Below are 12,895 nucleotides of genomic sequence, written 5' to 3' on the forward strand. Positions count from 1 at the left end.
TTCTCAGGCTCTCTTGACTATTCTGTATTGTTCGACGGATCGCCTCTGTCGTTGTGGCGCTGCCGTGAAGAACCTGGCCCATAGTGCATCCTTCCATTCTTGGGAAAACAATGCACCATCAAATGCCAGGATCAAACACCTAGGCGGCGCAAGAGGCGAAGCGACGATCCCGCCACGGCCTGGTCGAGAATGCGTGGTTCAAGGGTGAGATCAGTCGTGATCCTTCGCGCCCCCCTCTGTCCTGCCGGACATCTCCCCCACGAGGGGGGAGATTGGCAGCTTTGGCGCCTCGCTCAATCCTGCGACGTTGGCGACTGGCGAAAGCCACGGCGACGTCCGATCTCCCCCCAAGTGGGGGAGATGTCCGACAGGACAGAGGGGGGCGCTGTCCCGCCAGCGTTTCAAGACTTCTCCACCACCGCGACGCTCTGGAGGCGCGTCATCGATTCTTGGGTCTTCGCTTCGAGTCGCTACCCCAAGGATTGACGAAGCTGGAGCGGCTACCACCGGTCAAACCTCGGCTAGATCTCCCAACGCTTCGACCAGGGGCTGGATCTCGCTTTCGTAATTCTTCCATCGCTTGACCGATGACTTGTAGATCGGTTGGCGGACCTGCCAATTGCTATAGGTGTTCACGGAGCCGCTCCGGTCAAAGAAGCGCAGGCAGGCTTCGTCCCAAGGCAAGCCGAGATAGTCTATGAGTCGGCGCGACTGCTCTTCCTGATTTTCAATCAATGCCTCATAGCGGTTTTCGAATATCCGGCCCGGGAAGATTTTGTCCCAATGCCGCATCAGGCGATCATATTCCCTGTAGTAAAGTCCCAGCGTCTCGAGGTCGGCGCTGTAGCTATGCGCCTCGTTGAACTGCAGGACGAAGCAGGAGATGCAATTGTCGATGGCATCGCGGCGACAATGAATGATGCGCGCATTCGGAAACAGAATGCCGATCAGGCCAATCTGCTCGAAATTGTGAGGCATCTTGTCGACGATCCGAAGCGCCTCGGGAGCACGCTCGCGCAGATAGGCGAGATGCCCGTCGGCCAGCGTTCTGGTCAGTTCGGGCGTCATCGCGGCGATCGATTTGCCGAGGTCTGGGTTGGAGCGATCATTCAGGCCAAGCCCACTGGCAGTTCGTGCAAGCTTGCTGAGCTCGCCGGCGCCGTGGACGCCAGGATGACTGGCGCAAATCTGCTCGGTCAGCGTCGTGCCGGAGCGAGGCATGCCAACGACGAATACAGGCGCCTCCGAGCGATTGCCGAAAGCGGCCATTGAAGCCACCAATTCCGGTGTGAAGGTCTCGATCGTGGCATCGACCCAGCGACGGTGCGCTTCCAGATCGAATTTACCAGTTCCGTATTGATTGCCTTGCTTGAAATGATCCATCGCCCCCCGGTAGCGACGAAGGTCGTTGAGCACCTTGCCGGCGGCGTGATGGAGTGCTGGCGCTCCCTTCGATCCATGTTCCGGGCTCTGAAGCTCGGTCAGGATTTCAGCCAGCTCCGGCGGCTCTTCAAGGTATTTGCGTGTGTGCACAAGTGCATTGTAGGCAGCCGGCACCGCGATGCGCCGTTCTAAAGCCTCTTTGAGATGAACCGCGGCTTCGTCCATGCGACCGAGGCTCGCGAGTGCACGGGGCAGCCCCAAACGGGCCACAGGATGATCCCGATTGATCTTTAGCGCCTTCTCGAAGAGCGGCAGCGCCATTTCCCCCTTATCAAACGAGTTATAAGCATCACCCAGGGCGCAAAGCGCTTCCACCAGATCCGGGTTCAATGCCAAAGCTTGCTGAAAGTGCCTGATTGCCGGCGTAAACTCACTGAGCTTCAGGTAGGCCTCACCGAGGCTCAGGTGATAGTAAGGATTCTGCGGCTCCTCGCCGACCGCCCGAGCAAAATACCGCAAGGCCTTTTCGTTGTCGTATCCGACGCCGAGGGTTCCCAAGATGTAAAAAGCCAGTGGATGGTTTGGCGTTCTTCCCAGAACCTTGAGACAGAGTTCCTCGGCCTCCGGCAGCCGCTCGGCCTTCTGCAGATCGAGCGCCTGCCGTAACATCATGTCGTCGGCCTGCGCTCGCGATGGACTTGCCCGCAGCCCGGCTTTCGGTGGCGCAGCTTTTTGCGGTACGGCCTTCGCAGCGGATTTAGTCTTCAGGTGCTTTGCCCAGGCGGGCGGCAATCGGTTGCTCATTGTGCCTCGCTAGCAAAAGCGGCCGGGAGAATCCAGTCTTGGAAGCTCTTCCGCAACTTGCACCCACCCTCCGCCCACGCTAGCAAGAAGACCCCTTTTCAACCGAGCCCTTTGCCATGCTTCTTCGCCCTCCCCTTACCCCAATCGTCGGCGCGCTTCCCACCACGGTGCCGTTCGTCGGGCCGGAGGCGCAGGAGCGCGAGCGCGGGCGGCCTTTCCGCGCCCGCATCGGCGCCAATGAAAGCAGTTTTGGACCCTCGCCGCGCGTCATTGCCCGCATGGAGAGCGTCGCCCGCGACCAGTGGATGTATTGCGACCCCGACAATTTCGACCTGAAGGTGGCTGCGGCCGCGCATCACAATGTCGGCGTCGAGAACGTGGTGGTGGGCGAAGGCATTGACGGGCTGCTCGGTCTCGTCGCGCGCATGTATGTCGCGCCGGGCGACGCGGTGGTGACCTCGCTCGGCGCCTATCCCACCTTCAACTTCCACATAGCCGGCGTCGGCGGTCGGCTGGTGACGGTTCCCTACGCCAACGACAAGGAAGACCTCGACGGTTTGCTTGCCGCTGTCGCCAGGGAAAAGGCGCCGCTGGTCTATCTCTCCAATCCGGACAATCCGATGGGGAGCTGGTGGGAGGCGCCGGACGTCGTGCGCTTCATCGAGGCGCTGCCGGAAACCACCATGCTGGTGCTCGACGAGGCCTATGGCGAGTTGGGCCCGGCTTCGGCGCTGCCGCCGATCGATGTTGAGCGGCCGAACGTCGTGCGCATGCGCACTTTCTCCAAGGCTTACGGGCTGGCCGGCATTCGCTGCGGCTACGCGGTGGCCGAACGCGAAGTGATCCGCGACTTCGAGAAGATCCGCAACCATTACGGCGTCAGCCGCATGGCGCAGATCGCGGGCCTCGAGGCGCTTGCCGACCGGGACTATCTGAACTCGGTGGTGGCACGCGTGGCGGCCGGACGCCGCCGCATTGCGGCCATCGCCGAGGAAAACGGCCTGAAGCCGCTGCCGTCGGCGACCAATTTCGTCACCATCGACTGCGGTCACGACGGCGCCTTCGCGCTGAAGGTGATGCAGGCGCTTCTGTCGCGCGACGTCTTCATCCGCAAGCCGATGGCGCCGATCCTCGACCGCTGCATCCGTGTCAGCGTCGGCCTCGAACACGAGCTCGATATCTTCGCCGAGGAATTGCCGGGCGCGCTGGCGACGGCAAGGGGGAATTAGGGCGGGCGCTCGTCGGGCGAAGAGCGGTCCTATAAAGACAGGAGAGCGGGCGAAGGAACGCAGCCGAGCCCTTTCTCGACCTATGTCCGCATTCCGCAAGCCCGTTGCATTTGCCAGGTCCTGCACCAGATTCGCTTGAGGGACGGAGAAAGCGATGGCCGAGCGGAAAAGGGTCGTGCGGGCGCGCATAAGCGGCATGGTGCAAGGCGTGAGCTACCGAGTGTGGACACACCGCGAAGCCATGCGTCTTGGCGTGACGGGCTGGGTGCGCAACGAGGCCGACGGCTCGGTGACAGCACTCATCGCCGGCGCCGATGCCTCGGTCGACGCCATGATCGACCGGCTTTGGCAGGGCCCGCGGGGCGCGCTGGTCTCGGCCGTCGAGGTCGAGGAGGCAGCTGACGACGCGCCTGCAGACTTCAGGATTGTCGACTAGGCCAGCGCAAGCTGCTTGCGACGTTGCGGCTCTTGAATTAATTGAACGTTCGTTTTATTAATACTCGCACAGAGGCGATCATGGCGCGCACTACAGGTTCCGACGGCGAAAGAACCGAGGCGGCAGTCCGCGATGCGGCGGTCAGCCTGATCGCGCGGCTGGGCTACGAGGCGATGTCGATGCGGCAGCTGGCGGCTGAAGTCGGCGTGCAGGCGGCGGCGCTCTATCGCTATTTCCCGACCAAGGAGGACCTGCTGTTCACGCTGATGCGAGAGCATATGGAAGGCCTGCTCAAGGCCTGGGACGCCGCGAGGCCGGCGCGAGAGGATCCGGTCGCCCGACTTGGCGCCTATGTCGAGAACCACATCGCCTTCCATATCGAGCGGCGCCACGCCACCCATGTCTCGAACATGGAGCTGCGCAGCCTCTCGCATGAGCGACTGACGCAGATCCTCAAGCTGCGCGCGGCCTATGAGAAGGAGTTGCGCGCGATCCTGCGCGACGGCGTGGAAGCCGGTGTCTTCGAGATCGACGATGTCGGGCTCACCGCCATGGCGCTGATCCAGATGATGACCGGCGTCATCGTCTGGTTCCGGCCGGGCGAGCGGCTGTCGATCACTGAAGTCACCACGACATATCTTTCGATGACAATGCGTCTGGTCGGCGCGACAATCAGCCAAGGCACCGCGCGTCGTTCCGAGCGCGCCGGAGACGCCGTGGCACTCTGATACAGGCATGATCCCCGCGAAGGTCGGGGCATGCGCGGGAGGAACGGCATGTACACGAACACACTGAATTTCGGGCTCGATCCGGATATCGAGACGTTGCGCGACACGGTACGGCGCTTCGCCCAGGACAGGATCGCGCCGATCGCGGCCGAGATCGACCGCTCCAACGAATTCCCGGCGCATCTGTGGGGCGAGCTCGGGGCGCTCGGCCTGCTCGGCATCACCGCCGATCCGGATTTCGGCGGCAGCGGCATGGGCTATCTCGCCCATGTCGTGGCGATGGAAGAGATTTCGCGCGCGTCGGCCTCCGTCGGCCTTTCCTACGGCGCGCATTCCAACCTCTGCGTCAACCAGATCAACCGCTGGGCAACGCCGGCGCAGAAGGAGAAGTATCTGCCGGCGCTCTGCAGTGGCGAGAAGGTCGGCGCGCTGGCGATGTCGGAGTCCGGTGCCGGCTCGGATGTGGTGTCGCTCCGGCTGCGCGCCGAAAAGCGCAACGACCGCTATGTGCTCAACGGCTCGAAAATGTGGATCACCAACGGCCCCGATGCGGAGACGTTGGTGGTCTACGCCAAGACCGATCCGGAGCGGCAGTCGCGCGGCATCACCGCCTTCATCATCGAGAGGACTTTCGCCGGTTTTTCGGTGGCACAGAAACTCGACAAGCTCGGCATGCGCGGCTCCAACACCGGCGAGCTCGTGTTCGAGAATGTCGAGGTGCCGTTCGAGAACGTGCTGCATGAGGAAGGGCGCGGCGTCGAGGTGCTGATGTCGGGCCTCGACTATGAGCGCGCGGTGCTTTCCGGCGGGCCGATCGGGCTGATGGCGGCCTGCCTCGACGTGGCGGTGCCTTATGTGCATGAGCGCAAGCAGTTCGGCCAGCCGATCGGCAGTTTTCAGCTGGTGCAGGGCAAGCTCGCCGACATGTACACGACGATGAACGCCGCCCGCGCCTATGTCTATGCCGTGGCCGCCGCCTGCGACCGCGGCGAGACCACACGCAAGGACGCCGCCGGCTGTGTGCTGTTCGCGGCCGAGAAGGCGACGCAGATGGCGCTTGATGCCATCCAGTTGCTCGGCGGCAATGGCTATATCAACGACTATCCCACGGGGCGGCTTTTGCGCGACGCCAAGCTCTACGAGATCGGCGCCGGCACCAGCGAAATCCGCCGTTGGCTGATCGGGCGCGAGATCATGGCGGAGGGGGCGTGATGCCTCCCTCCGCCGCCTCAGCCGAACGCCTTGGGCAGGTCGTCGGTTGGCTTGGCGACGATCTGATGCGCATCGCGCCACAGAACCTCACGTTGGCGCCGCGACGTGATCGAACGCACAGGCAAGCCGCCCTCCTCGATCAGCCACGCGCAATAGCGCGCACGGCTGATGGCTTCCTTGGCGTCCGGATGGAACCAGCAGATACCCCAGATCGAATTCCGCCGCTTGAAATGCCGGCCAACCCGACCAGGAAACGGCAGATTCCGGTTAAACCAGTCGAACTGATCCTCCAGTTCGCCATGGATCCAGTCCGGGCAGCCGTTCCGGTACAGATACCAGGACGCATGGAAAAAGCCGGTCTCCACCCGGCTCTTCGGATGGATCAGCGGCGTTACAAACCGCAAATACATTGTGACACCCACAGCGCTTGCGGGCGCCGTGTTCCTCTTGCTCAAATTCGGGACGTGGAAAGCCGCCCTTCGGCGGCGTCAGGCCATGGCCGAAGGGAGACATCTGGTGAAACGCATATCCATGCCTTTCATCGTCGCCTCCTGAGGGTGTCACTACTAAAAAGGATGCCATGCCTGGCGCGCGGCATCCGGGCGCGGGCTGTTACACTGGTTCCGTCGCGGCATCAAGAGGTGTGAGGAACAACGTGGCCACATTGCAATCCCAGATCTCCCCCGCCTCCGACACCTTCCGTGCCAATGCCGAGCGCATGCGGGCGCTGGTCGCGGATATCGCCGAGAAGGCGGCCGGCATCGAGCGCGGCGGCTCGGACGAGGCGCGCGAGCGCCACCAGGGCCGCGGCAAGCTGTTGCCGCGCGAACGGCTGGCGCAACTGCTCGACACCGGCTCGCCCTTCCTCGAGGTCGGCCAGTTCGCGGCATGGTCGATGTATGGCGAGGACATCCCGTCGGCAGGCATTATCACCGGCATCGGCCGCGTCGAAGGCCGGGAGGTGATGGTCGTCGTCAACGACGCCACGGTGAAGGGCGGCACCTATTATCCCGTGACGGTGAAGAAGCATCTGCGCGCGCAGGAGATCGCGCTGCAGAACAACCTGCCTTGCGTCTACCTGGTCGACAGCGGCGGCGCCAATCTGCCCAACCAGGACGAGGTGTTTCCGGACCGCGAGCATTTCGGCCGCATCTTCTACAACCAGGCCAACATGTCGGCGGCCGGCATCCCGCAGATCGCCTGCGTCATGGGTTCGTGCACGGCTGGCGGCGCCTATGTGCCTGCAATGTCGGACGAGACGATCATGGTGCGCAACCAGGCAACCATTTTTCTGGGCGGCCCGCCGCTGGTGAAGGCCGCCACCGGCGAGGATGTCAGCGCGGAGGAGCTCGGCGGCGCCGATGTCCACACCAAGCTTTCGGGCGTCGCCGATCACTATGCGATGGACGACGAGCATGCGCTGGCCATTTGCCGGCGTATCATCAAGAACCTGAATCGGAACAAAGCCGTAAGCCTGACCTTACAGAAACCTGTGCCACCGCTTCACGATCCGCATGAACTTTATGGTATCGTGCCGACGGACCTGCGCCGGCCCTATGACGTGCGCGAGGTGATCGCTCGTCTTGTCGACGGTTCCGAGTTCGATGAGTTCAAGCAGAACTACGGCACCACTTTGGTCACCGGCTTTGCCCATCTCTACGGCATGCCGGTCGGCATCCTCGGCAACAATGGCGTGCTCTTTTCCGAAAGCGCACTGAAGGGCGCGCATTTCATCGAGCTCTGCTGCCAGCGCGGCATTCCGCTTATCTTCCTGCAGAACATCACCGGCTTCATGGTCGGGCGGAAGTACGAAGCCGGGGGCATCGCCAAGGACGGCGCCAAGCTGGTCACGGCGGTCGCAACCGCACGCGTGCCCAAGCTTACGGTCATCATCGGCGGCTCCTTCGGCGCCGGCAATTACGGCATGTGCGGCCGCGCCTACTCGCCCCGTTTCCTGTGGATGTGGCCGAACGCGCGCATCTCGGTGATGGGCGGCGAGCAGGCGGCGACCGTGCTCGCCATGGTCAAGCGCGAAGGCATCGAGCGCAAGGGCGGTGAATGGAGCGCCGAGGAGGAAGCAAAGTTCAAGAAGCCGATCCTGATGAAATACGAGCATGAGGGCCACCCGCTCTATTCCTCGGCAAGGCTCTGGGACGACGGCATCATCGATCCTGCCAGGACGCGCGAGGTGCTGGCGCTGAGCCTCTCGGCGGCGCTCAATGCCGGCATCGAGGAGACGAGGTTCGGCGTGTTCAGGATGTGACGATGAGCAAGATCGGCGACAGGATCCGCGTCCACACAGGCGACATCACCAAGCTTGCGGTCGATGCCATCGTCAATGCCGCCAATTCCTCGCTGCTCGGCGGCGGCGGCGTCGACGGCGCCATCCACCGCGCGGCAGGACCGGAGCTGGTCGCCGAATGCCGGACGCTGAACGGCTGCAATACCGGAGATGCCAAGCTGACCAAGGGCTACCACCTGCCGGCACGTTACGTCATCCACACAGTCGGGCCGGTCTGGCAGGGCGGCGGCAAGAACGAGGCAGAGCTGCTCGCCTCCTGCTACCGCCGCTCGCTCGAAATCGCCAGCGACCATGGCTGCCGAACGATCGCCTTCCCGGCGATCTCGACCGGCATCTACCGCTACCCGAAGGACGAGGCGACCGACATCGCCGTCGCCACCGTAAGCGATTTCCTGCAACAAAGCGCGCTGCCGCAGACTGTTACTTTCTGCTGCTTCGACGAGCAAACCGCTGAACTGTACCGGCGCGCCGTTGCTGCCCTTGGAGGACGCTGAACTTATGGACCAGGAGATCCTTCAATACAGGCGAATGGGAATTTTCGCTCAGCAGCTAGCGCAGGCGGAAAATATTCGATATCTCCCATCTAGCATTGGGCAAATGGGGTGGGGTGGAAATGATCTCGAAATATTGCCGCAAGTCGACCGTCTCGATACTTGCAGGGTTGCTAATAGTTGCAGCGCCGAGCGCGGAGGCTGGCGGATCGCTGGCCGGCAGCAAGGGCGATGTGCGTTATCCGATAACCATCCCCACGGGGACCGTAGGCGGCTGCGGCAAAGCCTATGCGGCCTACATAGCGGCTCCCGGCCATTCGGCCTTCGCGGCAACGCCGATAGTCCCGGCGATCGAGTATTTTATTTGCGGCGGCTGGATCAACGCGTCGTCACAGAAGGCCGCCGAGGAACAGGCCCTGAAATCCTGCCAGGCCAGCAAGAGCAAGTACAAGGTTACGGTCGCCGGCGCCTGCAGCATCGCGGCGTCCAAATAGGGCCGACGGCGCTTTCCGCGGGGGATCAGAATGATAGTCGGAAATTTCAAACAAGCGGCAGCCTCGATGCTGGCTGCACTGATGATTGTTGCAGCGCCCGGGATCGGCAATGCGGAATCGCTGGCAGGAAGCGTGGGAGACAAGCGCTTTTCGCCACTTCTGCCCAGCAAAGCTACGGACCCATGCACCAAGGCCTACAGGGACTATGTCGCCGCAAGCGGCCACTCGGCATACGCGACGACAGCGTTCGTGCGAGTAAGGGACGGCTACGTCCTGTGCGGCGCCCACTACAACGCGCGTTCGCAAAAGGCGGCCGAGGATTTGGCGATGAAATCCTGCCAGGCCACTCGGGCGCGCTACAAGGTGGCAGCCGCTGGCTATTGCCAGATCGCGGCGTCGAAGTAGGCAGGCGCCTGCCGGACTGGCGCCGCCCGAAGACAAAACGGGAGGCTTCATGTTCGGCAAGATCCTGATCGCCAATCGCGGCGAGATCGCCTGTCGCGTCATCCGCACCGCGCGCAAGCTCGGCGTGCGTACCGTAGCGATCTACTCGGATGCCGACGCCCGCGCCCTGCATGTCGAGATGGCCGACGAGGCGGTGCATATCGGCCCCTCGCCCGTCGGCGAGAGCTATCTGCGCGGCGACCGGATCATTGCCGCGGCGCTCGCCACCGGCGCCGAGGCGATACATCCCGGCTATGGCTTCCTGTCGGAGAATCCCGACTTCGTCGACCAGGTGACGGCGGCTGGGCTCGTCTTCATCGGACCGTCCGCCGCCTCGATCCGCGCCATGGGGCTGAAGGACGCCGCCAAACGGCTGATGGAAAAGGCAGGCGTTCCGGTGGTGCCCGGCTATCACGGCGAGGCGCAGGAGATCGTGCTTCTTGCCTCCAAGGCGCGCGAGATCGGCTATCCCGTGCTGATCAAGGCGCGTGCCGGCGGCGGCGGCAAGGGCATGCGGCGCGTCGACCATCCGGACGATTTCTCCGAGGCGCTGTCAGGTGCGCGGCGCGAGGCCAAGGCCGCCTTCGGCGACGACCGCGTGCTGGTGGAAAAATATGTCGACAAGCCGCGCCACATCGAAGTTCAGGTGTTCGGCGACAATTTCGGCAACGCCGTGCATCTTTACGAGCGCGACTGCTCGGCGCAGCGCCGCCACCAGAAGGTGATCGAGGAGGCGCCCGCCCCTGGCATGACGCCGGCGCTGCGCAAGGCGATGACGGAGGCCGCGGTCAAGGCGGCCAAGGCAATCAACTACTCGGGTGCCGGCACCATCGAGTTCATCGTCGACGCTTCCGCGGGTCTCAAGCCGGACCGCTTCTGGTTCATGGAGATGAACACGCGGCTGCAGGTCGAGCATCCCGTCACCGAAATGGTCACCGGCGTCGATCTGGTCGAATGGCAATTGCGCGTCGCTTCGGGTGAGAAATTGCCGAAGACGCAGGGTGAGATCGCGCTTGCCGGACATGCTTTCGAGGCGCGCGTCTACGCCGAGGACGCGGCCAAGGGATTCCTGCCGGCGACGGGCACGCTGCACCACCTGAAGTTTCCCGACGTCCCGCCCGAGGGCGCCGCCATGCGCATCGAAACCGGCGTGCGGGCCGGCGACGCGATCTCGCCCTTCTACGACCCGATGATCGCCAAGCTGGTGGTGCACGGCAAAGACAGGACCACGGCGCTTGCAGCATTGCGCGATGCGCTCGCCCGGACCGAAGTTGCCGGCTCGACGGTCAACACCGCCTTCCTCGCGGCGCTTGTCGAGGACGCCGATTTCGCGGCGGGCGATGTCGACACCGGCCTGATCGTCCGGCATCAGGACGCTCTTGTCGCCATCCCACCGCCAAGCGATGAGGCAATCGCAGCCGCGGCGCTGGCGGCGACCGACGCGGGCGTGCCAGGTCCGGCCGCCGATCCATGGTCCACGCTTCTCGGCTATTCGCATTTCCATACGCTCGCGCGCTGCACCCGGCTGCGCTTCGGCGAGGAGAACATACTGGCACGGGTCTCGGCGCGACCGGACGGCCGCTTCCAGGTGGCGCTGGAGGCGCCGCATGACGCGATCAATTCGCACGATCTCAGGAATCTACCGCGCACCGCCCGCTGGCCGGGCCATGTCACCGTGTTCGAAGGCGCGGTGGGCTACAGTTTCGCGGTGCCCGATCCTCTCGCCGAGGCGGACGAGGCCGCAGCCGGCACGGGGAGCCTGCGCGCGCCAATGCCGGGGCTGGTCAAGCTGGTGCGCGCCGCAGCCGGCGATACCGTCATCAAGGGCCAGCGGCTCTTGATCCTCGAGGCAATGAAGATGGAACACACGATCGCGGCACCCCATGACGGGGTGATCGCCGAGATCGCGGCCGAAGGCGCGCAGGTGAGCGACGGCACGGTGCTGGTGCGCTTTGTCGAGGAGGCACAGGGCTGAAAACGAAAATGGCCGGGACAAGCCCGGCCATGTCCACTTGCCTGACAGAACCGATTACGGCTTGATCGGCGCGTATTTGCCGTCGTGCCACTGGTTGATGTCGTAGCTGGCGTTCTTCAGATCGCCCTTCTCGTCGAAGATCACGTCGCCGACGACGGTGCTGATCGGCTGCCCGTTCTTCAGCGCCTCGGCGACCTTGCCCGGATCGTCGGTGCCGGCGCGCTTGACGCCTTCGGCGACGGCCTGGATCACGGCATAGGAAAACAGCGTGAAGCCTTCCGGGGTGAAGCCGCCGGCCTTGATCTTGGCGACCGCGTCCTTCGCCTCAGGTTTGGCCTGCGGATCCGAGGGGAAGACGAACATGGTGCCTTCACCGGCCGGGCCGGCGATCTGCCAGAATTCCGGCGAGGCGATCGAGTCCGGCATGATCAGCTGGAACTTGACATTCTGCTCGGCCGCCTGGCGCAGGATCAAGCCGGCCTCCGGATGGTAACCGCCGAAATAGACGACGTCGGCCTTGAGCTGCTTCAGCTTGGTGACCAAAGCCGAGTAGTCCTTCTCGCCGGCGTTGATGCCTTCGTAGTCGACCTCCTTGAGGCCGCCGGCATTCATCGTCGCCTTGACGGCATCGGCGACACCCTGGCCGTAGGCGCTCTTGTCGTGCAGGACGACGACGTTCTTGCCGGCATATTTCTTGGCGATCCATGGACCGATGAAAGCGCCCTGCGCATCGTCACGCGTATAGAGGCGCATGATCGTCGGCCAGCCGGCCTTGGCGGCAGCGTCGGTCAGTTCCGGATTCGACGAGGCCGGGCTCATCATCAGGGTGCCAGCTTCGGCATAGACGGCGGAAGCCGGAATGCTCGAGCCCGAGCAGGCATGGCCGTCGACGAACTTGACGCCGTTGGCGACGATGCGGTTGGCGACGGAGACGGCCTGCTTCGGATCGCATTGGTCGTCCTGGATGTCGATCTTGATCTTGTTGCCGTTGACACCTCCGGCGGCATTGATGGCATCCGCAGCCGCCTGCGCGCCCTGCTTGAACTGGTCGCCGATGTTGGCGAGCTGGCCGGTCATCGGGCCGACCACCGAGATTGTGACGTCGTCGGCGAAGGCAACCGATGCGCTCATCATCAGGCCCAATGCGGCCGCGCTCAAAATACCCAATCTTTTCATGACAATAGAACTCCTCCACTTGCGCGCTGCCGTTCCGGCCACGCTTCTTCCAGAGCCGGGACAATTTCACCCTTCGCCGGACCTGTCGAGAGGACAGCGGCGCGGATTTTGGTTCATTCCGGTGAGGATTTCTTGGGCCAAGCCGCGATGAAAACGGAAAATGCAAAAGCCGCGCCGGCCTTGTTCCGGCCGGTCGCGGCTTTTGCAGTCGAGCTTGCCCA

The 12,895-nt window shown here is 63.6% G+C and carries 12 protein-coding genes; 9 read left to right on the top strand and 3 right to left on the bottom strand.

Annotated features, from left to right (window positions below; all coding sequences use genetic code 11):
* Positions 1–510 precede the first annotated feature (510 nt).
* Positions 511–2,187 carry a sulfotransferase gene (locus EN874_RS17240; protein ID WP_127426179.1) on the bottom strand — a complete coding sequence of 559 codons (1,677 nt, stop codon included), beginning with the start codon at positions 2,185–2,187 and terminating at the stop codon, positions 511–513.
* Between the two features lie 116 nt (positions 2,188–2,303).
* Between EN874_RS17240 and EN874_RS17245 the strand changes: the two genes are divergently transcribed.
* The 4 genes from EN874_RS17245 to EN874_RS17260 all read left to right on the top strand — a co-directional run bounded on the left by EN874_RS17245 (position 2,304) and on the right by EN874_RS17260 (position 5,792).
* Entirely contained in the window at positions 2,304–3,416 is a 1,113-nt protein-coding gene (locus tag EN874_RS17245; protein WP_127426180.1) for a pyridoxal phosphate-dependent aminotransferase, read from the top strand.
* Between the two features lie 154 nt (positions 3,417–3,570).
* Complete coding sequence (locus tag EN874_RS17250) at positions 3,571–3,852, top strand: acylphosphatase (protein WP_127426181.1); 282 nt, start codon at positions 3,571–3,573, stop codon at positions 3,850–3,852.
* An 80-nt stretch (positions 3,853–3,932) separates the two neighbouring features.
* Positions 3,933–4,580, top strand: coding sequence for a TetR/AcrR family transcriptional regulator (locus EN874_RS17255; RefSeq protein WP_127426182.1), 648 nt, complete (start codon positions 3,933–3,935; stop codon positions 4,578–4,580).
* A gap of 48 nt (positions 4,581–4,628) precedes the next feature.
* Complete coding sequence (locus EN874_RS17260) at positions 4,629–5,792, top strand: isovaleryl-CoA dehydrogenase (RefSeq protein ID WP_127426183.1); 1,164 nt, start codon at positions 4,629–4,631, stop codon at positions 5,790–5,792.
* A gap of 17 nt (positions 5,793–5,809) precedes the next feature.
* Here EN874_RS17260 and EN874_RS17265 read toward each other — a convergent pair whose 3' ends face one another.
* Positions 5,810–6,157 carry a hypothetical protein gene (locus EN874_RS17265; protein WP_245513600.1) on the bottom strand — a complete coding sequence of 116 codons (348 nt, stop codon included), beginning with the start codon at positions 6,155–6,157 and terminating at the stop codon, positions 5,810–5,812.
* Between the two features lie 290 nt (positions 6,158–6,447).
* Here EN874_RS17265 and EN874_RS17270 point away from each other — a divergent pair, with 290 nt between their 5' ends.
* The 5 genes from EN874_RS17270 (at position 6,448) to EN874_RS17290 (ending at position 11,498) form a co-directional block, all read left to right on the top strand.
* Complete coding sequence (locus EN874_RS17270; RefSeq protein WP_127426184.1) at positions 6,448–8,055, top strand: carboxyl transferase domain-containing protein; 1,608 nt, start codon at positions 6,448–6,450, stop codon at positions 8,053–8,055.
* A gap of 2 nt (positions 8,056–8,057) precedes the next feature.
* The gene (locus EN874_RS17275) at positions 8,058–8,588 is read left to right on the top strand and encodes an O-acetyl-ADP-ribose deacetylase (RefSeq protein WP_127426185.1); all 531 of its coding nucleotides are present in this window, start codon (positions 8,058–8,060) and stop codon (positions 8,586–8,588) included.
* Positions 8,589–8,707: 119 nt separating this feature from the next.
* Positions 8,708–9,079: a hypothetical protein gene (locus EN874_RS17280; RefSeq protein ID WP_127426186.1), complete on the top strand. Its 372-nt coding sequence runs from the start codon at positions 8,708–8,710 to the stop codon at positions 9,077–9,079.
* A 66-nt stretch (positions 9,080–9,145) separates the two neighbouring features.
* Positions 9,146–9,484: a hypothetical protein gene (locus EN874_RS17285; protein ID WP_127426187.1), complete on the top strand. Its 339-nt coding sequence runs from the start codon at positions 9,146–9,148 to the stop codon at positions 9,482–9,484.
* A gap of 49 nt (positions 9,485–9,533) precedes the next feature.
* Entirely contained in the window at positions 9,534–11,498 is a 1,965-nt protein-coding gene (locus EN874_RS17290) for an acetyl/propionyl/methylcrotonyl-CoA carboxylase subunit alpha (RefSeq protein ID WP_127426188.1), read from the top strand.
* Between the two features lie 54 nt (positions 11,499–11,552).
* On the opposite strand, the gene EN874_RS17295 is transcribed toward EN874_RS17290, so the two are convergent.
* Positions 11,553–12,674 carry an ABC transporter substrate-binding protein gene (locus EN874_RS17295; protein WP_127426189.1) on the bottom strand — a complete coding sequence of 374 codons (1,122 nt, stop codon included), beginning with the start codon at positions 12,672–12,674 and terminating at the stop codon, positions 11,553–11,555.
* Between the last annotated feature and the right edge of the window lie 221 nt (positions 12,675–12,895).

The sequence above is a fragment of the Mesorhizobium sp. M1D.F.Ca.ET.231.01.1.1 genome (assembly GCF_003999155.2).
GTDB lineage: Bacteria > Pseudomonadota > Alphaproteobacteria > Rhizobiales > Rhizobiaceae > Mesorhizobium.